The organism is Streptomyces sp. NPDC055239, assembly GCF_053606205.1.
On record NZ_JBSGRD010000005.1, the window covers coordinates 158,739 to 182,513 of the forward strand.

General features: G+C 71.1%; 17 protein-coding genes. 5 read left to right on the forward strand and 12 right to left on the reverse strand.

The features are described 5' to 3' along the window. Window positions 1–106: 106 nt before the first annotated feature. Window positions 107–3,898, forward strand: coding sequence for a multifunctional oxoglutarate decarboxylase/oxoglutarate dehydrogenase thiamine pyrophosphate-binding subunit/dihydrolipoyllysine-residue succinyltransferase subunit (locus ACWFRJ_RS18940; protein WP_453531618.1), 3,792 nt, complete (start codon window positions 107–109; stop codon window positions 3,896–3,898). A gap of 91 nt (window positions 3,899–3,989) precedes the next feature. Here ACWFRJ_RS18940 and fxsT read toward each other — a convergent pair whose 3' ends face one another. The 7 genes from fxsT to ACWFRJ_RS18975 all read right to left on the reverse strand — a co-directional run bounded on the left by fxsT (window position 3,990) and on the right by ACWFRJ_RS18975 (window position 15,447). Further along, a complete protein-coding gene (gene fxsT / locus ACWFRJ_RS18945) occupies window positions 3,990–7,022 on the reverse strand; it encodes an FxSxx-COOH system tetratricopeptide repeat protein (protein WP_453531621.1) in 3,033 nt (1,010 codons plus the stop codon). Between the two features lie 53 nt (window positions 7,023–7,075). Then, a complete protein-coding gene (locus tag ACWFRJ_RS18950; RefSeq protein ID WP_453531624.1) occupies window positions 7,076–8,329 on the reverse strand; it encodes an aKG-HExxH-type peptide beta-hydroxylase in 1,254 nt (417 codons plus the stop codon). Window positions 8,330–8,340: 11 nt separating this feature from the next. Further along, window positions 8,341–8,643 carry a hypothetical protein gene (locus tag ACWFRJ_RS18955; RefSeq protein ID WP_453531627.1) on the reverse strand — a complete coding sequence of 101 codons (303 nt, stop codon included), beginning with the start codon at window positions 8,641–8,643 and terminating at the stop codon, window positions 8,341–8,343. A 72-nt stretch (window positions 8,644–8,715) separates the two neighbouring features. Further along, window positions 8,716–11,865 carry an SAV_2336 N-terminal domain-related protein gene (locus ACWFRJ_RS18960; RefSeq protein WP_453531629.1) on the reverse strand — a complete coding sequence of 1,050 codons (3,150 nt, stop codon included), beginning with the start codon at window positions 11,863–11,865 and terminating at the stop codon, window positions 8,716–8,718. Window positions 11,866–11,872: 7 nt separating this feature from the next. Beyond that, window positions 11,873–12,886 (reverse strand): AAA family ATPase, encoded by a 1,014-nt coding sequence (locus tag ACWFRJ_RS18965; RefSeq protein ID WP_453531631.1) that lies wholly within the window; start codon window positions 12,884–12,886, stop codon window positions 11,873–11,875. 120 nt (window positions 12,887–13,006) lie between these two features. Then, window positions 13,007–15,100, reverse strand: a complete 2,094-nt coding sequence (locus ACWFRJ_RS18970; protein ID WP_453531634.1) for a VMAP-C domain-containing protein — start codon at window positions 15,098–15,100, stop codon at window positions 13,007–13,009. Beyond that, the gene (locus tag ACWFRJ_RS18975; RefSeq protein WP_453531636.1) at window positions 15,097–15,447 is read right to left on the reverse strand and encodes a CU044_2847 family protein; all 351 of its coding nucleotides are present in this window, start codon (window positions 15,445–15,447) and stop codon (window positions 15,097–15,099) included. The genes ACWFRJ_RS18970 and ACWFRJ_RS18975 overlap by 4 nt, the downstream gene beginning before the upstream one ends. A 122-nt stretch (window positions 15,448–15,569) precedes the next feature. Here ACWFRJ_RS18975 and ACWFRJ_RS18980 point away from each other — a divergent pair, with 122 nt between their 5' ends. Further along, window positions 15,570–15,752, forward strand: a complete 183-nt coding sequence (locus ACWFRJ_RS18980; protein WP_161252429.1) for a DUF6104 family protein — start codon at window positions 15,570–15,572, stop codon at window positions 15,750–15,752. 222 nt (window positions 15,753–15,974) lie between these two features. Here ACWFRJ_RS18980 and ACWFRJ_RS18985 read toward each other — a convergent pair whose 3' ends face one another. Beyond that, a complete protein-coding gene (locus ACWFRJ_RS18985; protein WP_453531639.1) occupies window positions 15,975–16,832 on the reverse strand; it encodes a hypothetical protein in 858 nt (285 codons plus the stop codon). Window positions 16,833–16,968: 136 nt separating this feature from the next. Between ACWFRJ_RS18985 and ACWFRJ_RS18990 the strand changes: the two genes are divergently transcribed. Both ACWFRJ_RS18990 and ACWFRJ_RS18995 read left to right on the forward strand, forming a co-directional pair. Continuing rightward, window positions 16,969–17,871, forward strand: a complete 903-nt coding sequence (locus ACWFRJ_RS18990; RefSeq protein ID WP_453531642.1) for a DUF4097 family beta strand repeat-containing protein — start codon at window positions 16,969–16,971, stop codon at window positions 17,869–17,871. Between the two features lies 1 nt (window position 17,872). Beyond that, window positions 17,873–18,949: a helix-turn-helix transcriptional regulator gene (locus ACWFRJ_RS18995; RefSeq protein ID WP_453531645.1), complete on the forward strand. Its 1,077-nt coding sequence runs from the start codon at window positions 17,873–17,875 to the stop codon at window positions 18,947–18,949. A 35-nt stretch (window positions 18,950–18,984) separates the two neighbouring features. Here the strand turns inward: ACWFRJ_RS18995 and ACWFRJ_RS19000 are convergent, their stop codons facing one another. The 4 genes from ACWFRJ_RS19000 to ACWFRJ_RS19015 form a co-directional block, all read right to left on the reverse strand. After that, on the reverse strand, window positions 18,985–19,596 hold the full coding sequence (locus tag ACWFRJ_RS19000; protein WP_453531648.1) for a Clp protease N-terminal domain-containing protein: 612 nt from the start codon (window positions 19,594–19,596) through the stop codon (window positions 18,985–18,987). Next, window positions 19,596–19,805 carry a helix-turn-helix domain-containing protein gene (locus ACWFRJ_RS19005; protein WP_160507185.1) on the reverse strand — a complete coding sequence of 70 codons (210 nt, stop codon included), beginning with the start codon at window positions 19,803–19,805 and terminating at the stop codon, window positions 19,596–19,598. The genes ACWFRJ_RS19000 and ACWFRJ_RS19005 overlap by 1 nt, the downstream gene beginning before the upstream one ends. 105 nt (window positions 19,806–19,910) lie before the next feature. After that, on the reverse strand, window positions 19,911–20,873 hold the full coding sequence (locus ACWFRJ_RS19010) for a zinc-binding dehydrogenase (protein ID WP_453531651.1): 963 nt from the start codon (window positions 20,871–20,873) through the stop codon (window positions 19,911–19,913). A 128-nt stretch (window positions 20,874–21,001) separates the two neighbouring features. Further along, window positions 21,002–22,216, reverse strand: a complete 1,215-nt coding sequence (locus ACWFRJ_RS19015) for an NAD(P)-dependent malic enzyme (protein WP_453531654.1) — start codon at window positions 22,214–22,216, stop codon at window positions 21,002–21,004. Between the two features lie 583 nt (window positions 22,217–22,799). Here ACWFRJ_RS19015 and ACWFRJ_RS19020 point away from each other — a divergent pair. After that, window positions 22,800–23,762, forward strand: coding sequence for an ABC transporter substrate-binding protein (locus ACWFRJ_RS19020; protein ID WP_453531657.1), 963 nt, complete (start codon window positions 22,800–22,802; stop codon window positions 23,760–23,762). The last annotated feature ends 13 nt before the right edge of the window (window positions 23,763–23,775 follow it).

Below are 23,775 nucleotides of genomic sequence, written 5' to 3' on the forward strand. Positions count from 1 at the left end.
CTTACGCGACGGATGACGGGGCCGGTCTGCACCTGGCGGCAATGGAGGCGTAGCCTTAATTCCCGCTGTCCATCACCTTGTGAAGCGGAAGAGGGCGGTTACCGCCGTGTCGTCACAGTCCCCCAGTAGCTCGAGCATCTCGACCGACCAAGACGGTCAGGGCAAGGACCCTGCTGCTGCCTTCGGTCCCAATGAGTGGCTCGTCGACGAGATCTATCAGCAGTACCTCCAGGACCCGAATTCGGTCGACCGAGCCTGGTGGGACTTCTTCGCCGACTACAAGCCAGGAGCGGGCGCCAGCGCCGTCCCGGCGAAGTCAGCGGGTGACGCGGCCGCGGGGGCCGCGACCACCCCGGCCGCAGAGGCGCCCAGCGCGCCTGCGGCACCGGCTGCCCCTGCCGCGCCAGCCACTCCGGCTGCCCCCGCGGCTCCTGCCGCGAAGCCCGCGGCAGCGGCTCCGGCCCCCGCTGCGAAGCCTGCGGCCGCAAAGCCCGCCGCCAAGGCGGAGCCCGCGGCAGAGGCCCCCGCAGGGCCCGAGTACGTGACGCTGCGCGGCCCGGCCGCCGCGGTCGCGAAGAACATGAACGCCTCGGTGGAGGTCCCGACGGCCACGTCGGTCCGCGCCGTCCCGGTGAAGCTGCTCTTCGACAACCGCATCGTCATCAACAACCACCTCAAGCGCGCCCGCGGCGGGAAGATCTCCTTCACGCACCTCATCGGGTACGCGATGGTGCAGGCCATCAAGGCCATGCCGTCGATGAACTACTCCTTCGTGCAGAAGGACGGCAAGCCGACCCTGGTCAAGCCGGAGCACGTGAACTTCGGCCTCGCGATCGACCTGGTGAAGCCCAACGGCGACCGCCAGCTGGTCGTCGCGGGCATCAAGAAGGCCGAGACGCTGAACTTCTTCGAGTTCTGGCAGGCCTACGAGGACATCGTCCGTCGCGCCCGCGACAACAAGCTGACGATGGACGACTTCACCGGCGTGACGGTCTCGCTGACCAACCCCGGCGGCCTCGGCACGGTCCACTCGGTCCCCCGCCTGATGCCCGGACAGTCGGTCATCATGGGCGTCGGCTCGATGGACTACCCCGCGGAGTTCCAGGGCACGTCCCAGGACACCCTGAACAAGCTCGGCATCTCGAAGGTCATGACGCTCACGTCGACCTACGACCACCGGGTCATCCAGGGCGCCGCCTCCGGCGAGTTCCTGCGCAACGTCGCGAACCTGCTGCTCGGCGACGCCGAGTTCTACGACGAGATCTTCAAGGCGCTTCGCATTCCTTACGAGCCGGTCCGCTGGCTCAAGGACATCGACGCGTCGCACGACGACGACGTCACGAAGGCCGCCCGCGTCTTCGAGCTGATCCACTCCTACCGCGTCCGCGGCCACGTCATGGCCGACACGGACCCGCTGGAGTACAAGCAGCGCAAGCACCCCGACCTGGACATCACCGAGCACGGCCTCACCCTGTGGGACCTGGAGCGCGAGTTCGCGGTCGGCGGCTTCGCCGGCAAGTCGATGATGAAGCTGCGCGACGTCCTCGGCGTCCTGCGCGACTCGTACTGCCGCACCACCGGCATCGAGTTCATGCACATCCAGGACCCCAAGCAGCGCAAGTGGCTCCAGGACCGCATCGAGCGCACGCACGCCACGAAGCCCGAGCGCGAGGAGCAGCTGCGCATCCTGCGCAGGCTGAACGCCGCCGAGGCCTTCGAGACGTTCCTGCAGACGAAGTACGTCGGCCAGAAGCGCTTCTCCCTGGAGGGCGGCGAGTCCGTCATCCCGCTGCTCGACGCCGTCATCGACAGCGCCGCGGAGTCCCGCCTGGACGAGGTCGTCATCGGCATGGCCCACCGCGGCCGTCTCAACGTCCTGGCGAACATCGTCGGCAAGTCGTACGCGCAGATCTTCCGCGAGTTCGAGGGCAACATGGACCCCAAGTCCATGCACGGCTCCGGCGACGTGAAGTACCACCTGGGCGCCGAGGGCACCTTCACCGGCCTGGACGGCGAGCAGATCAACGTCTCCCTCGCCGCGAACCCCTCCCACCTGGAGACGGTCGACCCGATCATCGAGGGCATCGTCCGCGCCAAGCAGGACATCATCAACAAGGGCGGCACGGACTTCACGGTCCTGCCCGTCGCCCTGCACGGTGACGCGGCCTTCGCGGGCCAGGGTGTGGTCGCCGAGACGCTCAACATGTCGCAGCTGCGCGGCTACCGCACGGGCGGCACGGTCCACATCGTCATCAACAACCAGGTCGGCTTCACCGCCGCCCCGGAGTCGTCGCGCTCCTCCATGTACGCCACCGACGTGGCCCGCATGATCGAGGCGCCGATCTTCCACGTGAACGGCGACGACCCCGAGGCCGTCGTGCGCATCGCGCGCCTGGCCTTCGAGTTCCGCCAGGCGTTCAACAAGGATGTGGTCATCGACCTCATCTGCTACCGCCGCCGCGGTCACAACGAGTCGGACAACCCGGCGTTCACGCAGCCGCTGATGTACGACCTGATCGACAAGAAGCGCTCGGTGCGCAAGCTCTACACCGAGTCCCTCATCGGTCGCGGCGACATCACCCTGGAAGAGGCCGAGCAGGCCCTGCAGGACTTCCAGGGGCAGCTGGAGAAGGTCTTCACGGAGGTCCGCGAGGCCATCTCGCAGCCCGCCGAGGCCGAGGTCCCGGCCCCGGAGGCCGAGTTCCCGGTGAAGGTCGACACCTCGATCTCCCAGGAGGTCGTGAAGCGGATCGCCGAGTCCCAGGTCAACATCCCCGACCGGGTCACCGTCCACCCGCGTCTGCTGCCGCAGTTGCAGCGCCGCATGTCGATGGTCGAGGAAGGCACGATCGACTGGGGCATGGGCGAGACCCTCGCCATCGGCTCGCTGCTGCTCGAGGGCACGCCGGTCCGTCTGTCGGGCCAGGACTCGCGCCGTGGCACGTTCGGCCAGCGTCACGCGGTCCTCATCGACCGTGAGACGGGCGAGGACTTCACGCCGCTCCTGTACCTCTCCGAGGACCAGGCGCGCTACAACGTCTACGACTCGCTCCTCTCCGAGTACGCGGTCATGGGCTTCGAGTACGGCTACTCGCTGGCCCGTCCCGAGTCCCTCGTCATGTGGGAAGCGCAGTTCGGCGACTTCGTCAACGGCGCGCAGACGGTGGTGGACGAGTACATCTCGGCCGCCGAGCAGAAGTGGAACCAGCACTCCGGCGTCACGCTGCTGCTGCCCCACGGCTACGAGGGCCAGGGACCGGACCACTCGTCCGCCCGTATCGAGCGCTTCCTCCAGCTGTGCGCGCAGAACAACATGACGGTCGCGATGCCGACTCTGCCGTCGAACTACTTCCACCTCCTGCGGTGGCAGGTGCACAACCCGCACCACAAGCCGCTGGTGGTCTTCACCCCGAAGTCGATGCTGCGCCTCAAGGCGGCGGCCTCGAAGACGGAGGAGTTCACGTCGGGTGGCTTCCGCCCGGTCATCGGCGACGACTCGGTCGAGGCGTCGGCGGTCCGCAAGGTCGTCTTCTGCTCCGGCAAGCTGTACTACGACCTCGAGGCCGACCGGAAGAAGCGCGAGGTCACGGACACCGCGATCATCCGCATCGAGCGCCTGTACCCGCTGCCGGGTGCCGAGCTCCAGGCGGAGATCGCGAAGTACCCGAACGCCGAGAAGTACCTGTGGGCGCAGGAGGAGCCGGCGAACCAGGGCGCATGGCCCTTCATCGCCCTCAACCTCATCGACCACCTCGACCTGGCGGTCGGCGCGGACATCCCGCACGGCGAGCGCCTGCGCCGCATCTCGCGGCCGCACGGCTCGTCCCCGGCGGTGGGTTCGAAGAAGCGGCACGAGCAGGAGCAGGAAGCGCTGCTGCGCGAGGTCTTCGAGGCCTGATCCAGCTGGTTCCGACCGTACGGATCTGAAAGGGCCCGGCATCCCCCAGGGGGTGCCGGGCCTTTCGGCGTCCGTTGGCCCAGGAACGCCTCTAGCCCAGGAACGCCTCGAAGTCCCAGTACGGGCGGGTGCGTTGGCGGGCCGAGAGGGTGTGGGGGTGCTGGGCGCCCAGTGTCCGGGTCAGGGCCAGGAGGCCGTCCTCCTCCAGCTTCTCGGCCTCCTCCCGCTCCCGCAGCGCCCGCAGGTCGGCGGCGAGCGCCACCTGACAGGACAGGGTCAGCGGATGCTCCCCGCCGAGTGTGTGGCGGGCCCGCCGCAGGGTCTCCCGGCTCAGCTCGGAGGCTTCCACGATGCGGCCGTTGAAGTTGCGCGCACCGGACGCGTTGAGCGCACAGCCGAGCACCCAGGGGTGGTCGGCGCCCAGCGTGGCCGTGAGTCCGCCGAGCGCGGACTCGAACATCGCCATGGCCTCGGCGCGTTCACCGGCCGCCTGCATGATCAGTCCGGTGTTGGCGACCATGCCGGTGGTGACGGGGTGTGCGGGACCGAGCAGGGCGCGGTAGCCGGACTCCGCCTCGGCGATCAGGTCTCTGGCCTGGCTCAGGTTCCCGTGCTCGCGCAGGTAGTTGCCGTAGTCCGTGATGAACGTCAGCGTGCGGTAGTGAGCCCGCCCGTGCACCTGCTCGAACTGATCGAGGAGGCCGGCCATCATGGCCCCCATGTCCTGCTGGAACCCGCCCTCGCGGCGTCGGCAGAGTGCCAGGTGGGCGCGGGCGGCCAGGGTCTGCGGGTGCTGCGGTCCGAGCACCTGCACATGGAGCCGCAGCACGGACTCCTGACGGGACACGGCGTCGCGGTACCGGCCGAGCAGCCGCAGGTCGTGGGCGCAGGCGTTGCCTGAGCTGAGGGTGTTGACGTGCCGGGCGCGCAGCACGCTCTCGCGCCGGGTGAGGGTCTCGACGTCGAGGTCGTACGCCTCTTGGTAGCGGCCCAGGAGCCGCAGGCCGACGCCGAGGTTGTGCCGGGCGATGAGCGTGACGAGCTCGTCCGGGCCAAGGATCCGACCGGCGCCCTCGAGCACCGCCCTCTGAAGCTCGTCGGACTCCTCGTACTGCCCGAGGGGGCGCAGGCTGGAGGCGATGTTGCTGTTGGTGAGCAGTTCGCCCAGCTCGTTGCGCGGCGTCGCACCGCGCAGTCGTTCCAGCTGGCCGCGGTCGAGGTCGTACGCCTCGCGGAAGCGGCCGCTCGCCCGCAGGATGCTGCCTTCCTGCGTGGTCAGGTCCATCATCGGCTGGGACAGCGGGTCCATGAATCCCGACCACCGGTGCCGGATCTGCTCGGCCAGTTCGAGCCCGGCCTTGAACTCACCGCTGCGGGCGCAGTAGCGCAGACAGTTGAGTACGGCCAGCTGGACCCTGTCGTGGGTGCTCTCGAGCGTGCCCGAGGGTTCCAGATGCGGCAGCAGCTCCGCGTAACGCGGCCAGTTCCTGCTGTCCATGGGGTTGCCGGGGTCCGCTTCGGCGAGCAGCCTGCGGACGGCCCTGCGATAGGTCTCGCGGCCCTCGTCGTCGGTGAGCCGGGTGACGATGTCGTGGACGAGCCGGTGCATGTGCACCGACTCCTGGTGCGGGCCCATGTCGGCATTGGCGGGGCCGCGGTTCTCGCGGCTGAGGACCGAGTAGTTGACGAGGGTGTCCAGGGCGCGTGTCCAGGCGGGCAGGTCCGTGGCCATCCAGCGCAGTTCCTCGGGCAGATCGGCCTGCGGGTAGGCGCGGATCAGGCCGAGCGGGATGCGGCCGGGGGCGAAGGACGTACACAGGTTGAGGACCTCGATGGCCTGCGGCTGGGAGCGGCGGAGCCGGTTGATCAGTATCGACCAGGAGGTCAGCGACGAGTGGGGCAGGCCGTCACCCGTGGAGAGCTCGTCGGCGGTGGAAAGGCGCCGCTCCCGCACCATCCGCAGGTACTCCGGCACCTCCATGCCCGATTCACCGAGCCACGAGGCTGCCTGGACCAGCGGGAGGGGTACGTCGCCGAACTCGGCGGCCACCTCGTCGGCCTGTGCCGCGGTCACGTGCGGGGCCCGGCGCATCAGATAGCCGGTGGACTCGGACCGGTCGAAGCTGGGCACGTCGAGCAGGTCGGTGTCCTCGCCCCAGCCGCGGTTGCGCGAGGTGATCAGGACGTGTCCGGGGCCGTTCGGCAGCAGGACGTTCGCGCCCTCGATGTCGTCCCAGCCGTCGAAGATGACGAGCCAGCGGGAGTGCGGTTCGCCGCGGCGCAGCGCGTCGCGCACGGCGCGGATGCGTTCGCCGGGCTCGTTTCCGCTGCTCAGACCGAGCGCGGTGGACAGCTCGCCGAGCCGGTCGCGCTGGACGTTGCGGTCGTCGGAGTTGACCCACCAGACGACGTCGTAGTCGGGGCGGAAGCGGTTGGCGTACTCGACGGCGATCTGTGTCTTGCCGATGCCGGACATGCCGACGAGGGTGCAGGCCGCGTTGCCCCGTTCGGCGTCGGTCAGCCGCTGGTGGAGTTCGAGGAGGAGGTCGTCGCGGCCGGTGAACCGGGCGTTGCGGCGCGGGACTTCGCCCCAGATCTCCGGCTGGGCCTCGGGGAAGCGGACACCGCGTCCTACGGTGGCCCGACGGGGAGCGGGACGGGGCTCGAGGCCGAGCCGGCTGAGGAGACGCTCCTCGGCCTCCTCCTCGCCCAGGCCCCACAGAGCCGCCGGCTCGAGGACGGCCGTGGCGGGCAGCAGCGGGCGGTTGGTGAGGTTGACGGCGGCGAACCGCTCGGCGTTGGCGGCGACGAAACCGCGCAGGACGTCGTTCCATTCGTTGGCCGGCCGCGGCCCCAGCTCGAAGAACCAGTCGTTCAGGACGAGGAGCACCCGCCCCCGGGCGAGCAACAGGTCACGGAGCATGTCCTCGAGCGGACCCTCACGGCGTGGATCCCAGCGCTGCAGGACGGCCGGGTGACCGTGGCTCTCGAGCCGGTGAGCGATCCAGGCGGCCCATGGCCGGTGGTAGCCGGGGAAGACCACCAGGAAACGCTCCGGCTCGGCAGCGCCGCCCCGGTCCGACTCCCGCCGTCCGGCGCCGCCGGACCGCCGTTCATCCGCCATCTGTACTCCCTATCGCCCGCACGTACGCGTGGTTCCTGCTTGCGGACACAGTGTCACTCGAGGAGCCGGGCGGTCCGGCCCAGGCTCGCGTGGTGTCTTTCCATCTCTCGGGTGAACTCCCGACCCTCAAAGGTCAGTTCATCCGATTCGAGCAGGATAGACAAGGCGCTTTCGACCTGTTCGCGGTACGCGTCGAACCGCTCTGCGGACCGGCGCCGCCACTGCCGGGGCGCGGCGGCCCCGGCGCCCGCGCGTCGCCACAGGTCGGTGAGTGCCAGATGGGCGTAGGCACCTTGGAGGACACTCGCCACGGGACGCGGGTCGGGGCGCCAGCCCACTCGGTACACGGCGCCCTGATCCGGCAGGCACAGCGGCATGAGTTCTTGGAGGACGGTCAGTTTCGTGTGGTGCACCTCGTGCACCAGCACCTCCGCCATCTCCGGTGCCCCGGCGGGCAGTTCGGTCAGGACCGCCCCGGGGGCGGACCGCATCGTGGCGCTCACCGGTTGCCGCACGCCGTGGCGGGCGTCGGGCCCGAGGGGGACCACTGCACGCAGCAGGGCCCTGGTCTCGGCGCCCCGGCCGGGGTCGGTGATCGCCAGGAGCCGCTGGGCGCCGCACCAGCGCTCCATCCAGGGCCGGTGCGGCGTACGGCGTCGTTCGGCGGCGGGCAGTGCGTCGGAGCCGACGCCGGAACGCGGTACGCGGTGGGGATCGAGGTCGTCCAGGACGACCGCGCCGTCGGACAGTTCCCGCATGCCGTTCCAGCGGCGGCCACCGCCACGGGGCCGCCTGCCCCCCGGCGGCACGTACAGGAGTGCGCCGCCGGGGTTTCCGGTGCCCTCGGCGCGCAGCAGACCGGCCCGGATGCGCAACCGGGCCCGGCCCGTCGGGCAGCGCAGCACGCCGATGCCCGGCAGCGCGAGCACTCCGGCGGACGCCTCGACGGTCATGGTCACGCGGCAGCCCGCGCGCACGGCGGCGGTCGCGGCGACGGCCCCCAGGTGCGCGAGATGCCGCTCGAACGCGGGCCCGTCGGGCGCGGCGAGGCTCTCGGCGAGCCAGGCGCCGGTCATTGGGTAGTCCAGGACGTCCCGGACGGCCGCCGGGCACCTCCGCTCGGACTGCTCAAGGACGTTCCAGTCGCGGTCCGCCCGTCGGCGTACTGCGGGATCCGTCCCGTCGATCCGGGCGAGAAGGGCCTTGAGGAGCACCAGGCGGCGGGTGTGCAGCCCGGCACGGAGTGCCGTCGTACCCCTGGGGTCGGGTCTGGTGCTCGCCACCTCCGCGAAGACCGCAGAGGACATCGGAGCCAGGGTCACCCTGCCCTTTCCCCACCGCGCGACCGGCCACTTACGGCCGGAAACATGCGGTCGAAGGGGTTCTCCTCGCCATTTCCGCCGCACCAGGATTCGCTGAGCTCCCGAGAGTGGCCGAGCACCCGCTCGACCGCCGCGTCGAGCCCCGGATCGTCCATGGCACGCAATGTCCGAAGGTCAATACGGGCCAGATCGGGTAGAACCGGCGCTCGCCCGGGGTCCATTTCGGGGCCGGTCACCCATTCCCCCTGCTCCGACACCATCAGCTCCTCTCCCACCCCGCCCGTGCCGACGGCCGTCACGGCTGCACGGTTCTTCCCGACACCGCTGAATTAGAAACCAGTTCCAGTTGACTCCGGCCATGTGCCCGCCTGTCACGCGGTGACCACGGCCCGTGCCCCGCCCCAGAGGAACCATGGTGGAGACACCCGGTCCCAGTCCTCGCCGGACAGCCCGTCGGTGCCGCCGGGAATCACCCTCCGGTCCGCTTCCGCTGCCGCAAGCCTCGCGCGCGTCAACTCGACTTCCTGCCAGTCGACTTCGCGCAGCACTCCGGTCAGCTGCCGCCACTCGTCGGCGGCCGACCGGTATGCGGTACGCGCCGCCGTGGAGCGGCCCATCAGTTCCAGTACGCCCCCCTGCCCGTGCAGCGCACGGGCAGCCGTCACCGACCCCGGTGCGCGACCGTAGGCGATGCGGGCTTCCTGTTCGGCGTGCTCGTAGGCCTGCAAGGCCTCGGCGAGTACCGGCGTGCCGGTACGGCGTCGCAACTCGACTATGACGCGGCCGAGTTGGAGTCGCCCCTCGGCGCGTACCCGCGCGTCGTGCGTGCCCCGGATCGCCTGCCCGAGCAGATGGCGGCTCTCGAACAGGTCGGGCAGGAAGCCGAGATGACGGAAGCGCTGGGCGAGCGCGCCGCCCACCAGGCCGAGCAGTCTGCCGCGGTCGGGGGCGCGCGCGGGCAACGCCGTGAGCGCCTCGCGCAGCACGTTCTCGGCGCGGTCGACGATCACCGCACCGGTGTCCGCCGCGGCGCGACGCAGGAGCGATTCGCCCCAGAGGGTGAGCAGTCCGCTGCGGCGGGCGCTGTCGGGCGGTGCGAGTCCGGCGGCGGCTTCGTAGGCGCGGTCGGCGCCCTGGTGGTCGCCGGTCGCTTCGTGGAAAGCCGCCTGAGCGGAGAGGCAGCGCAGGCGCAGTCCCGGGTCCGTGCCCGCGGCCTGCTCCGCCCTGGCGAACACGGCGGCGGTCGCTTCGGGCGTTTCGATGCCCCGCAGGGCCTCGGCCAGGTCGAGCAGGGCAGGGCAGCGGACGCCGTCAGGAGCACCCTCGGCATCCAGCAGGTCGCAGGCGACCCGGAGGTCACGGGCGGCGGCGGCCGGATTCCCGTCTGCGAGCAGAAGCCGCCCGCGGCGAAGGAGCAGGGCGCGGCGGCGGTCCGCGGGCCACTGTGCGGAATTCCCGGGCAGCGCGGCGAGCGCCTGCTGCAGAAAGTGCGCGTCCTGCGTGACATGCCACAACTCATGCTGTACCGCCGCGAGTTCGAGCGCGGCGTCGGCATGGGCCACGCTGCCGTCGGCAGCCGCGCCCAGGGCTTCGTCGAGTACGGCGGCGGCCTCGTGCAGCAGGGTGAGGCGGCGCCCGGCCCCGCGCGCGCGGGACGTGGTGGACTCGGCGCGCAGTACCCGGCCGAGGACGAGACGGGCCCGTACGCCCCTGTCGGCGTCCCCGGCGGCGGCGCCGCCGTGGAGCGCCACCTCGGCCTGCGTCCGCGCCCGGAGCAGTACGGAAGGGTCCGCCTGGTCGTGCCACCGGGCGAGGAGGCGCTCGGCCTCCAGGAGGGGCTCGGCGGCCGTCAGGTCCGGCTGGTAGAAGCGCAGTACGCGCGCGGGGACCGTGGCGAACAGCTCGGACTCGACTCCGGCGGGCGTCGTGGCCGTGCTGTCCTCGCCGACACCGACACCGGGGGCAGGGTCCGGGTCCCGGCCCTGCCCGTCCTGCCCGCCCTGACCGTCCTGGTCGCCCTGTCCGTCGAGCCGGGCCGCGGCGAGGGCGGCGAAGTTGCGGGTGCCCCGGTCGAAGTGGCGTTCCACGTAGGCGGAGCAGTGCTTGAGCACGAGTCCGGCGGCGGCCCGGCCCAGGGAGCTGAGGAGCAGTTCCTGGACGCGTGCGGGGTAGACGAAGCAGGGCCGGGCCTCGGTCCCGGGGAGCTGCCTGAGCAGCCCGCCGAGCAGGACCTCGGCCAGCTCCATGGGCCCGGTGTCGGGAAGCATCGTGCGCTGGACGAGCTGCATGACGGGCAGCGAGAGCGGGGCCGCCGCGAGACAGACGGCGAGCCGCAGAGCCCCGGGCGAGGCGGTGGCCCTGAAGGCCCGCAGCAGTTCGTCGTCGCTGCGCCCCGCGGGCGGCGCGGGGGCGAGCGGGGTGCCGGAGCCGTCGGACGCCGGTCCCACCCAGGCCGCCCAGCCACGCACCGGGCCTCCTTGGCCTGACAGCAGCCGCGCCCAGGCCGCGAACGCCTCGGGGGTCGGCTGCAGTACGGGGACCGCCTTGGCGCCCGCGGGCCGCGGCTCCCACGGCTCGTCGTCGGGGTCGAAGACCGTGCGACCGCCCGGTTCCGGCCTGCGCATGAGGAGTCCCGGCTCGGCGGGCAGTGCCGTACGCGTCCACAGCCGGGACGGCAGCGGCTGGACCACGGCGATCGGCGAGCCGACCGGCCAGGAGTGCAGCAGCCGCTGGACCGCGCCGCGCTGCCACAGCGGGCCCACGCAGTCGCTGACGATCAGTGTGAGGCGGCGGCCCGCGGGGTCGTGCAGCTGGTTGGCCGAGCGCAGGCGGGTGCGGCTGTGCGGTCCCGTGGTGGTGCCGACGAGCAGGCTGCCGTCTCCGTTGTCGTACAGCTGGTGGACCTGGACGTCGCGGAAGACACCCGACTGCTCGCAGGCCTGGCGCAGTTCCTCGACCAGCTGCTCCCACACGGCCATCGCGGGCCCGGTGTCCATCAGGAGCTGGATGTCGGCGTTCCGGTGGCGTGCGGCGCGCAGGACGGGGACGAGGAGGCCTGTCGCGGCGGAGCGTTCGGCGGTGGCTTCCTCGTCGATGCCGCCGTCGGCGGAGTGGTCGGGATACGGGGCGTAGCGGCGCAGGGGGCGCAGGGCCTGCTGCAAGGTGAGCAGTCCGGGCAGTGCGGCCGCCGCCGGGGCGCGTACGGGAAGGCCGGGGCCCGCGCCGCCGGAGTCCGCCGTGCCGCCGGGCAGATGCAGGGGCACGTCAGCGGGCGTCGCCGCCCGGCGCGAGGGTTCGGGGTCTTCGGCGCGGGTGCCATCGGTCCCTTCGCGCACCGGGTCCCGGGTGTCGTCGGACCTCGGCGCGACGGCGGCCGACGGGACGGCGCCCGGCTCGCCCGGCCGGGAGGCGCGCGGTAACCACTGGGCGAGCCAGACGGCGTCGGCCACTTCCTCGGCGGTGGGGTCGAGGCCGCCGTCCCTGAGCCTGCCGATGAGCTCTCCCAGATGCGTCCGCGGCATCCGGCCATCACCTCGAACGGTCGAGGGGCCGCATGAGCAATGAGGCGATCCGCTCCCGGGTGAGGCGCTCGGCGTGCGGGGTGTGCTGGGTGAGGTAGAGGGCGTTGAGGAGCTGGTCGGCGGCGATGACCTCGCCGGGCTCGCGCTCCAGGAACCGGTCGATCAGATCACGGCCCTCGGTGGCACCCGCACCACCGAGGTGGGCCTCGACCATGGACTTGAGCTGTTCCTCGCCCGGCGGCTCGAGTTCGAGCTGGATGCAGCGCCTGAGCAGGGGGGCGGGGAAATCCCGCTCGCCGTTGGAGGTGAGCACGATGAACGGGAACGTGGTGCAGGCGATCCGGCCACCGGTGACGGTCACCTTGCGGCCGTCGTCGGTGAGCACCTGGACGGCGGGTTCGCGGTCCGCGATGCGTTCGAGCTCCGGAATGGCGAACTCGCCCTCCTCCAGGGCGTTAAGCAGGTCGTTGGGGAGGTCGAGATCGCTCTTGTCGAGCTCGTCGATGAGCAGCACGCGTGGCACGTCGGAGGGGAGCAGCGCGGTGCCGAGCGGCCCGAGACGGATGTACGAGCCGATGCCCGGCGCGGGTGTGCGGCTCTCCGACTCGCCCTGGGCGCGCTCCAGTTGGACGTCCTGGAGGCGGCCGATGGCGTCGTAGCGGTAGAGCCCGTCCCGGAGGGTGGAGCGGCTCACGATGGGCCAGCGCAGCACCCGGCCGAGGCCCAGCTCGTGGGCGACGGCGTAGGCGAGGGTGGACTTTCCGGTGCCGGGGTTGCCGGTGGCCAGGAGCGGGCGACGCAGGTACAGCGCGGCGTTGACGGCGTCGGTCTCGGCGGGCCTCGGTGCGTAGTTCTCGACGAGGGTGCGCTGGAAGCCGAGCCTGCGGGCCGTGCTCGGGTCGGTGTCCGGGGCCGCGTCCCGTTCCGAGGCCGCGAAGTCGCGCCAGGGGGGTGGGGAGGGTAACCGCTGCACTCCGTCGTGCGGCTCACCGACACCTCGGTAGATCCGCCAGTCATTCACCTTGGGCTCCTCCCGGCTCTGGTGAGGCCGCGCAGCGGGTACAGGCGACGAAGAGACTACCGCGCTTCAGCCCGCTCCGCCGACCCCGATTCCGGGCCAGTTCCGGAGTTTGACGGTTCATCAGGTCTCCATGGGCGGCGGGGAGACGGCTTCGGTGCCGTAGGGCGGGCGGTCGGGCGGGTCGAACAGGAAGGCGACTCCGTCGGCCCACCCGGAGTCGACGGCCAGCTCCGGCGCGCTGGCGTGGACGCGCAGTTCCTGGATGCGGTCGCGGAGTCCGGCGGCGCTGCCCGCCTTGGCCAGGAAGCCACCGGCCCGGCGGTGGAACTCCTGGCAGTCGCTGTGGTTCTGGCCGTTGCGACGCCACAGGACCAGCGGGTGTCCGGCGGCGAGCGCGGTGGCCATGGCGGCGAAGCCGTCGCCATGGCCGACGTGCCCGCAGTAGACGGGAACGGAACCGCGCTCGGCCCCCATGAGTCTGCCGAACGCCGCGGGCTTGCTCTCGCGGCGTACGGACGGGGCATGGCCCGACATCGCGGCCTCGTCGCGCAACGGCACGGCGGCCAGCGGGCCGTCGGCGGCGGCGCTCCACATCCGCCGCCACTCGGGAATGGCGTCTCTCACGTTGCGTCTGCGGTCGCGGATGACGACGACCCTGCGCCGGCCGAGGGGCATGTAGGGCGGGTCCCACTCGTCGTACACGTCCTCGTCGGCCCCGTCGGGTATCAGGCGCCAGGCGTCGAGCGGTTCGTCGAACAACTGCCGGGGCAGCAGGGCCTCCACGGCGGCGAGGTTCTCCCCGTTGTCGCCCTTGCGCAGCGCGTCGGCGAGAGGTTCGCGCAGGGTCTCGCGCAGCCGGGAGCGCGGCACGCCGCGGTCGTCGCCGTCCAGCGGGCTCACGTCGCGGCCGTCGAAAAGCAGCTTTACGCTCCACGGGTAGCGGTCGCCGTAGTCGGGGTCGCCGATCTCGACGAGGACGTCCGCACGGGCCTGGGGGCGGATCTCCCGCACGGAGGCGACAGGCGGGGCGTGGGTGGTGCCGGTGGTGCCGTTGATGTCGGTGGTGTCGGTGCCGTTCAGGACCGGGGCGAGGGCGAGGGCGATCTCCTCGGCGATCGGGCCGCGGGCCATCCCGGACCGGTACGCCAGCCAGTCGGCGAGGCCGCGCAGCGCGTCCGCGGGAGCCGTGTCACCGCGGGTGAGCGCGGTGTGCCGGGCGACCTTCGCCGCGTACAACAGCACGGCATCGAGGTCGAGTTCGCGTGATCTCGCCGCGCCCCGGATGTCGGGCAGGTCGTGCAGGAGCCCGGCACCCTCACGCCAGGTGCGCGGGTCGTACTCGATGGGTGAGCGGTAATCGTCCGCGAGCACACGGCACTTGACCTCATGGACGAGGTCCATGACCTCGCCGGGGCCACTGGGCGGCGGGAGTTCGGCGAGGAGGCCGTAGAGGTGCACGCGCAGGTCCGGGGTGAGTCCGGGTGCGCCGCGGGTGCGCAGCCTGAGCTGGGCGCGCGTCCAGTCGTCGGGGCCGCCCGCGCGGTAGCGCCGCAGGTGATGGCGGTCGTGTTCACGCAGGACCGTGTGCAGTACGTCGCCGCCCGGGAGGTCGTACAGCTCGTGCAGGGCGGTGACCGGGACGGCGGCGCCCTCGCTGCGGCCGACGCCTTTGACCAGAGCTACGACGGCTCCGGACTCCCGGTCGACGACGGGCCCGCCGGAGACTCCCGCGACGGGCAGGATGCCGGTCAGGAGCAGCGCCCTGGTGTCGAGCGCCTGGGCCGTGCCGAGCCCGTCGCGCACTCCGAGGTCACCGGTCTCCCTCGACCAGCCGTGCAGGCTGATCTCGGCGGGGATGGAGGGGGGCCGCTCGCTCAGCCAGACGCACGGGGCGTCGCGCGCGCCCGGGACGTGGACCAGGGCGATGTCGGGGAGCTCCCAGCGCGGCCGGTTCTCCTCGGGGACCGAGGGCCGGGGCTTGGCGAGGACGACTCTGCCCGTGGCGGTGCCGCCTTGCCAGACGACGCCGACGGCGTCTTCGTTCCGCCACACTGCCGCTCCCCCCTTCCCCACGACGTGGGCGCAGGTCAGCAACCAGCCCGGGGCGATGAAGAAGCCCGACCCCCAGTAGTGGTCACCGTGCTGCTCATACCCCCCGCCAGGCTCGACGATGCGCGCCAGCGAGGGGCGCACTATCCCCTGAAAGGCGCTCATTGCGCGCCAGTCGCCGTGGCCGCGGGTTCCGTCCAGGTCAGCGACACGGACACGGATGCCTTGCCGCTTCCGTCGGCGAGGACGCTGATGACCTTGCCGGCCTGTGCGGACAGTTCGATGCCGAAGTTCACGGCGACCTCGACGGAGCCGGTGGGTCCGAGCCCGGAACGCAGGGAGCCCACCACCCCGCTCACGATGTCGCCGAGTCCGCTCGCCATGTCGATGACGCGGTCACCGACCCCGGTGTCCCGAAAGCCGCCGCCGCTGTCGATTTCCTGTGCCTCGCTGATGCGTGCCCAGACGGTGGTGCCGTCGTCGAGCCGAATCTGTGCGATCCCGTCCGTCACAAAAGACCCCCGTTCCCCTCATGACAAGGAGAAGCAGGCTAACTCCATGCACGGGGCAAGGGACAGGGAATGCCCCGTATCCTGCTGGAGACAGAGCCTTTTCGAGTCCAGCGGAGCCCCCTTTGTACTTCACCGACCGTGGCATCGAGGAGCTGGCGAAGCGGCGCGGCGAGGAGGAAGTCACCTTCGAGTGGCTCGCCGAGCAACTCCGCACCTTCGTGGACCTCAACCCGGACTTCGAGGTCCCGGTCGAGCGCCTGGCGACCTGGCTGGCCCGTCTGGACGACGAGGACGAGGACGAGTAGGACGGCACGTCACTCGGTGAGCCCCGTACCGAGCACTTGTACGCGGACATGGTCGGCGCCCGCTGCGAAGTACCCGCCGCACGCGCGCGTGGAGGGCGTCGGTGTCTCCGTAGGCGACGCGGGAATCGCCCTCGTCCTGGATGCGATCCATGGGCGTGACGGGAGTACGTCCGGTAGTCGAGGGCCGGTCGAGGGCCTGGGGTCGAGAAGGACGCCCCCGCCTCAGCCCCGCCCAGGCCCGGCGCCAGCCGCCCGCACCCTGTCGTAGGCGAACCCCAGAGAGCCGTGCACCAGCAGCAGCGCGCCCGCCACGGCCCATCCCCCGCTGCGCCGCCGCACGGCCCACGCCGCCAGCGGCAGCCCGGCAGCCATCTGCGCCACGGCGACGGCGCGAGCCCGGGGGCCCCGCAGCCACGGCCCGAGGCGCCCCCGCTCGACCACGTCGAGCTCGGCCCGAACCGCGTCCCGCCATCCCGACCACTCGATCTCCCGCACCCCCTGCACCGTCCGCGCCACCGCACGAAGGCGGTCCGCGGGCTCCCCGGGCCCCAGGCCGGTCGGCAGCGCCACTCCCGCCCGCGCGAGGACGGCGAGCAGGGCCAGGAGCCGGGCGCGGGCGTCGGCCTCCGTGTCGGGGCGCCCCAGTGGCTCCAGGGACTGCAGGTCGAGTACGGGATCGAGGCCGAGCCGCGCGGCAAAGGTGCGCAGCGCCTCGTCCTCGCCGACGGGCGTTCCGTTCGCCAGCCATACGTATTCGACGGTGCGCCGGAAGCCCGCCGCGAGAGTGCAGCCGGAACGGTCGGAGTCCCACCACAGCGCGAGCACCGGCCACGTCGACCCGACGGCGAGCGCGGTGGCCCACCCGGCCAGCACCCGGTCCACCGGCTCGTCACCGTGCACCCAGGGCTTGCCCTCGGGCACGAGCACGCTCCACCCGCGCCCCGCGGGAACGAGCAGCATCCGTTCGCGCAACAGGCGGGCGGCGGGCTCGACCACATCGGGTGCGGCCCGGCAGAGCAGCAGCGCACCGGCGGCGGCGCGCTCGGAGGCGTAAGCACGCTCGGAAGCATCGGACGACATGACCCCACGCTAGATCAAATCACCATATTCAGCGCAGAGAGGTGACGGTGTCTTGACTTTCCATTTCCGCGATATATCGTGTATCTCAGAGACGCGATATGGCGCGTTGATCAGCTCACCCGAGGAGGTCGGCCCGATGTCAGAGTGGTCAGTCGCCGAGCCCACGAAGCTCACGTTCGACGCCCCCGTGACGACACTCCACGTGCGCGTCGTCAACGGAACAGTGAACGTCGTGGGCACGGACGAAGTTTCCGCCAGGCTCGAGGTCTCCGAGATCGAAGGGCCGCCACTGACGGTCACGCACACGGACGGCACCTTGTCGGTGGCGTACGACGACCTGCCCTGGCGCGGCTTCCTCAAGTGGCTCGACCGCAAGGGCTGGCGCCGCAGCGTGGTGGTCTCCCTGGCCGTCCCCGCGGGCACCCGCGTCGAGGTGGGCGTGGTCGGGGCGAACGCCGTGGTCTCGGGGATCGAGGGGCACACGGAGGTCAAGGGCGTCACCGGCGACACGACCCTCGTCGGCCTCGCGGGCCCGGTCCGCGCCGACACGGTCTCGGGCAGCCTGGAGGCCCAGGGCATCACGGGCGACCTGCGCTTCCACTCGGTCTCCGGTGACCTGACCGTCTTCGAGGGCGCGGGCTCCTCCGTTCGGGCCGAATCGGTGAGCGGCTCGATGATCGTGGACCTCGACCCGGCGGGCGCCCCGACCGATATCGGCCTGACGAACGTCTCGGGCGAGATCGCGATCCGGCTGCCCCATCCGACGGACGCGGACGTGGAGGCGAACACCGCCAGCGGCAACGTCTCCAACGCGTTCGAGGATCTGCGGGTCAGCGGCCAGTGGGGAGCGAAGAGGATCACCGGCCGCCTCGGCACGGGCAGCGGAAAGCTCAAGGCGACGACGGTCTCGGGGTCCATCGCGCTGCTGCGCAGGCCACCGACGGAGGAAGATCCGTTCGACGAGGCCCCACCGGCGTCGTCCCCCGAGGACACTGCCCCGGCCGACGACGCCGCCCCGACCGACAAGAAGGTGCTCTGACATGGCCCCCGTCTTCGCCCACGGCCGACTGCGCCTGTATCTGCTGAAGCTCCTCGACGAGGCCCCGCGCCACGGCTATGAGGTGATCCGTCTCCTGGAGGAGCGTTTCCAGGGGCTCTACGCCCCCTCGGCGGGCACGGTCTACCCGCGCCTGGCGAAGCTGGAGGCCGAGGGCCTGGTCACGCACACCACGGAGGGCGGCCGCAAGGTGTACGCCATCACGGACGCGGGCCGCGCCGAACTGGCCGACCGCAGCGGTGAGCTGGCCGACCTCGAGCTGGAGATCCGCGACTCCGTCGCCGAGCTCGCCGCCGAGATCCGGGACGGCGTGCGGGGCGCGGCCGGTGAGCTCCGCCGCGAGATGCGGGAGGCGGCCAAGGAGGCGCGCGCGTCCGGCGGTGCGTCCGGCACCTCCGAGGGCAGGAGCGGTGCCGGCTCCGGCAAGCCCTTCCCCGACCCCGCCGACTTCTTCGACGGCTCCTGGGGCGACAAGGAGGGCTGGCGCCAGGCCAAGGAGGAGTTCAAGCGCGCCAAGCAGGAGTGGAAGGAGCAGGCCCGACGCGCGAAGGACGAGACCCGCAGGGCCCGTGAGGAGACCCAGCGCGCCCGCCGCCAGGCCCAGGACGCGCAGGAGACCGCACGCGCCCAGGCGCAAGAAGAAGTGCAGCGCATCGCACGGCGCGTCCAGGACCAGGTGCAGGACCACTTCGCGCGGGGCGACTGGCCGACGGGGGTCCGCGAGGGGCTGACGGAACTGGCCAAGGAGTTCGGCGAGTTCGGCAAGGAGGCGGGCAAGGACTGGGGCCGCAAGGGGGCGCGATCCACCGCCGAGGAGCCCAAGTTCACGGGCGCCCGCGAGGACGAGGTTCCCACGGAGTACGTCCCGGACTGGGCCCAGGAGGACACCACCGGCAACCCGGCACGTGACCTGGACCGCCTCCTGGACCGCTTCCGGGACGACATCCGCGACGCGGCCCGCGACCACGGCGTGACGGAGGACCAACTCCGCGACACCCGCAGCCACTTGTCGGCGGCGGCGGCCCACATCGCCGCGACACTGCGCACACCGAAGGCGTGACCCGGGCGGCCGTCGGACCGCCCGGCCCCCTCGGGCTACGCGGCGCCCGCGCCGCCCATGCCGTCCGCCCCGTCCGCGCCGTCCGCCCCATCCACGCCGTAGAGCACCCTCTCCACCGACTCATGGGTCACCCCGTGGTCCGCGAGCACCTCACTGACGGACCCGGGGCGGACGGTCAGGGCGAACAGGATGTGTTCGTCGCCGATGTGCCGGTCACGGCGAGCGGTGGCGATGCGCAGGGACTTCTCCAGGGTGTCCTTGGCCTCACGGGTGAAAGGCCGGTGCCCGGTCCAGCCGCGACCGGGCCGCCCGGCCTTGCGCCCGCCGCCCGCCAACGCGCCCACGCCGTGCGCCTCCTCGACCCGGGAGACGATCTCGGACACGTCGATGCCGAGCCCGGCCAGCGCCTCTGTGTCGGCCTGCGAAAGGCCCCCGCGGCGCCGCGCCTCGCCCAGCGCCTCCTCGATCGAGTCCCGGCGGCGCGTGGCCCCGAGCGAGGCCAGGGCGAAGGACGCCCGGCTCGCCTCGCGGTCGAGCAGCGCGAGCAGCATGTGCCCGTCGTCGACGGAGCCCGCACCTTCACCCTCGGCGTGCTCGACCGCACCCTTGACCACGGCGCGGGCGTCCTTCGTGAACCGCTCGAACATCACTGCCTCCCGTACTTCTTGTGCACGGCCTGCCTGCTCACTCCGAGCTCCGCGGCGATCCCCTGCCACGACCAGCCCTGCTGACGCGCACTGCGCACCTGCACGGCCTCCAACTGCTCCACCAGCCTCCGCAGCGCGGAGACGGCCCGCAGCCCGACTCGTGGATCGCGATCACCCGCGCGCTCGGCGAGATCCGTAGCTTCGGTCATGCATGTCAACTTACATTGACAGCCGGGAGTGCGTCAACCACAGTTGACATCGCGTACTGGCTTCAGATCCGCAGACCTCAGACCTCAGGCCTCAGGCCTCAGACCTCAGACCTCAAGCACGATCTTTCCGAACTGCTCGCCGGACTCCATGCGTGCAAAGCCCTCTCGCGCCCGGTCCAGCGGGAGGACCTCGTCGATGACGGGACGTACGCCCGTGGCGGCGCAGAAGGACAGCAGGTCCTCCAGTTCGTCCTTGGACCCCATCGTCGAACCGACGATCTTCAGCTCCAGGAAGAAGACCCGGGTCAGCTCCGCGTGCGAGGGACGATCACCGCTGGTCGCGCCCGAGATCACCACCGTGCCGCCCGGCTTGAGGGACTTGATGGAGTGCGACCACGTCGCCGCCCCCACCGTCTCGATGACGGCGTCCACCCGCTGCGAAAGACGCGCACCGGACTCGACGGCCTCCACCGCGCCGAGCTCCAGGGCCCGCTTGCGCCTGGCCTCGTCGCGGCTCGTGGCGAAGACCCTGAGCCCCGCCGCCTTGCCGAGCACGATCGCGGCCGTCGCGACGCCGCCACCGGCGCCCTGGACGAGGACGGAATCCCCGGGGCGCACACCGGCATTGGTGAAGAGCATGCGGTAGGCGGTGAGCCACGCGGTCGGCAGACAGGCCGCCTCGGCGAAGGACAGCTCCTTGGGCTTCGGCAGCAGGTTCCAGGTGGGCACGGAGACCTGCTCGGCGAACGTCCCCTGGTACTTCTCGGTGAGGATCGAGCGGCTCTCGCCGGGGTCGACCCCGTACCCGGTCTGGCCGACGACGGAGTGCAGGACGACCTCGTTGCCGTCCTGGTCGATGCCCGCGGCATCGCAGCCGAGGATCATCGGCAGCCTCCCCTCGGGGAGACCGACCCCGCGCAGGGACCACAGGTCGTGATGGTTGAGGGAGGCGGCCCGGACGTTCACGGTCGACCAGCCTGGCCTGGCGTCGGGGGCGGGACGCTCCCCCAACTCAAGGCCACTGAGCGGCTGGTCACGGTCGATGCGGGCGGCGTAGGCGGCGAACATGTGGCGACGATAGGCCCCGGGCCTACCCGTACGTAACCACGCACGAATGTGACACGCGCCGCGCCCCCGCCCCGTACACAACGCGTGTGTACGAGACGGGGGCGCGGTCACCTGATCGAGCACACCACTCAGCGGCGAGCGACACCCTCCGCCCGAGCGGCCGCCGCAACCGCCGCGGTGACAGCCGGTGCGACCCGCTCGTCGAACGGCGAGGGAATCACGTAGTCGGCGGCCAGCTCCTCGCCCACCACACCGGCCAGCGCCTCAGCCGCGGCGATCTTCATCGTCTCGGTGATGCGCGAGGCCCGCACCTGCAGCGCGCCCGCGAAGATGCCGGGGAACGCGAGCACGTTGTTGATCTGGTTCGGGTAGTCCGAACGCCCGGTCGCGACGACAGCCGCGTACTTGTGGGCGATGTCCGGGTGCACCTCGGGGTTCGGGTTGGCCATGGCGAACACGAACGAGTTCGGCGCCATGGAGGCGACCGCGGGCTCGGGGACGGTGCCGCCCGAGACGCCGATGAACACGTCCGCACCCGCGAGCGCGCTCTCCAGCGAACCGCTGAGACCGGCCTTGTTGGTGATCTCCGCGAGCTCCCGCTTGACCGGGGTCAGGTCGTCCCGGTCCCGGCTCACGACGCCCTTGCGGTCCGCGACCGCCACATCGCCGAGGCCCGCCTCGAGCAGGAACTTGGCGATGGCGACACCGGCCGCGCCCGCGCCGGAGATCACGGCGCGCAGCTCGCCGAGCGTGCGCCCGGTCAGCCGCGCCGCGTTGCGCAGCGCGGCGAGCGTCACGACCGCCGTGCCGTGCTGGTCGTCGTGGAAGACGGGAATGTCGAGCCGCTCCTGGAGCTTGCGCTCGATCTCGAAGCAGCGCGGGGCCGAGATGTCCTCGAGGTTCACGCCGCCGAAGGACGGCGCGAGCCGCACCACGGTCTCGACGATCTCGTCCGCGTCCGTCGTCGCGAGCGCGATCGGAACCGCGTCCACGCCGCCGAACTGCTTGAACAGGATGGCCTTGCCCTCCATCACGGGGAGGGACGCCTCGGGACCGATGTCACCGAGACCCAGCACGGCCGTTCCGTCGGTGACCACGGCCACGACGTTCGACTTCCATGTGTAGTCGTTCACCAGCTCCGGCTGCTCGGCGATCGCGGTGCACACTTTCGCGACGCCGGGCGTGTACGCCAGGGACAGGTCGTCCTTGTCCCGCACCGGCACAGTGGCCTCGATGGCCATCTTGCCGCCACGGTGCAGCGCGAACGCCGGATCGAAGGGCTCTTCAGCGCCTTCGTGATCCGTATTGCTGTCGCTGCGAGGATTGACGATCTCCGCTGCCACTTGTCTTACCCCTTAAGTCTTAAATCATCAGTTGAGGGTGTCCACTCCTGGTTGAGAAGTGGGCGGGCACCGCGCCTGTGCCCCGCCTGTCGGCGGAGGGAGGTACAGACACGCGAGCGCGCCGCACACGCGCTCTGGGCCCCGGATGAGGGGTGTAACGCACCTTTCTACCTGACGGTGCCGGGCGCGGGCGAGTGGGATTGGTTACCTGAGGTGCCCCTGGTCCTTGTAGTGGTTCCACAAGAATGGAGCAGCGGTGCCACAAGAACGGACGAGTCCGCCTCGAGGACGAACGAAGGCTCCATGCCCGGAATTTTCGAAGGGCGCCCGCCTCCGGTCCGCATCGCGAGATTGACCCGAGATTCACGGAAGATCTCAAATAGCGGTACTTCGTTCCCCGCCGGTACGGCCCGGTTGTCCCGACCTGTCTGGGTTCCGTGATGACCCGTTATCCGATTTTGACATCTCCGGCACCCAGAATCGGACGGACCAAATGGCAAGATGCCGTCATCACACGAGGTCGCGACACCCGAAGGTGTGTGCACGACCGCTCGGCAACTCCCTCATCCGCCGGAGGACCCTCATGACCGCACGCTTCATCTGTCGTACCACCGCAGGTAAGTCCGCTAAGTCCCGGACGGCCACGGTCGGCGCGATCGCGGTCGCCGGCGCGCTGCTGCTGTCAGGTTGCGGTGACCAGACCAAGAGCAAGGACGAAGGCGGCGAGAAGGTGAGCAACGCGCCGCTCGCCGACAAGCTGCCCAAGGACATCCGGGAGGCGGGTGTGATCAAGGTCGGTTCCGACATCGCCTACCCGCCCGTCGAGTTCAAGGACAAGTCCGGCAAGACGGTCGGTATCGACCCCGACCTCGGCGAAGCGCTCGGCAAGCAGCTCGGCGTGGAGTTCCAGTTCGACAACGGCACCTTCGACACCCTCCTCGGCGGTCTGCGCTCCAAGCGCTACGACCTCGCGATGTCGGCCATGACCGACACCAAGAACCGCCAGGAAGGCGTCGACGAGGAGACCGGCAAGAAGATCGGCACCGGCGTCGACTTCGTCGACTACTTCACGGCGGGCGTCTCGATCTACACCAAGAAGGGCGAGGACCAGGGCATCAAGACCTGGGCCGACCTCTGCGGCAAGAAGATCGTCGTCCAGCGCGGCACCGTCTCGCACGACCTGGCCAAGGCCGAGTCGAAGAAGTGCAAGAGCGGCAAGAAGATCGCCATCGAGTCCTTCGACAACGACCAGCAGGCCCAGACCCGACTGCGCTCCGGCGGCGCGGACGCGGGCTCATCGGACTTCCCGGTCGCGGCGTACGCGGTGAAGACCTCGGGCGGCGGCAAGGACTTCGAGCTGGTCGGCGAGCAGGTCGAGGCCGCTCCGTACGGCATCGCGATCTCCAAGAAGAACGCCGAGCTGCGTGACGCGATCAAGGCGGCGCTCGACGCGATCATCAAGAACGGCGAGTACGACAAGATCATCGCAAAGTGGGGCGTCAAGGACGGCGCAGTCACGGAAGCCAAGGTCAACGGCGGCAAGTGACCGCGTCTCGTCG

Bases quoted from the DNA above. Each gene is read 5' to 3' on its own strand.
- ACWFRJ_RS18985 (WP_453531639.1), bottom strand. From the start codon at position 16,832: ATGTCGTCCGATGCTTCCGAGCGTGCTTACGCCTCCGAGCGCGCCGCC.
- ACWFRJ_RS18970 (WP_453531634.1), bottom strand. From the start codon at position 15,100: ATGAGCGCCTTTCAGGGGATAGTGCGCCCCTCGCTGGCGCGCATCGTC.
- ACWFRJ_RS19010 (WP_453531651.1), bottom strand. From the start codon at position 20,873: ATGTTCGCCGCCTACGCCGCCCGCATCGACCGTGACCAGCCGCTCAGT.
- ACWFRJ_RS19000 (WP_453531648.1), bottom strand. From the start codon at position 19,596: ATGTTCGAGCGGTTCACGAAGGACGCCCGCGCCGTGGTCAAGGGTGCG.
- ACWFRJ_RS18995 (WP_453531645.1), top strand. From the start codon at position 17,873: ATGGCCCCCGTCTTCGCCCACGGCCGACTGCGCCTGTATCTGCTGAAG.
- fxsT (WP_453531621.1), bottom strand. From the start codon at position 7,022: ATGGCGGATGAACGGCGGTCCGGCGGCGCCGGACGGCGGGAGTCGGAC.
- ACWFRJ_RS18990 (WP_453531642.1), top strand. From the start codon at position 16,969: ATGTCAGAGTGGTCAGTCGCCGAGCCCACGAAGCTCACGTTCGACGCC.
- ACWFRJ_RS19005 (WP_160507185.1), bottom strand. From the start codon at position 19,805: ATGACCGAAGCTACGGATCTCGCCGAGCGCGCGGGTGATCGCGATCCA.
- ACWFRJ_RS18960 (WP_453531629.1), bottom strand. From the start codon at position 11,865: ATGCCGCGGACGCATCTGGGAGAGCTCATCGGCAGGCTCAGGGACGGC.
- ACWFRJ_RS19020 (WP_453531657.1), top strand. From the start codon at position 22,800: ATGACCGCACGCTTCATCTGTCGTACCACCGCAGGTAAGTCCGCTAAG.
- ACWFRJ_RS18950 (WP_453531624.1), bottom strand. From the start codon at position 8,329: ATGTCCTCTGCGGTCTTCGCGGAGGTGGCGAGCACCAGACCCGACCCC.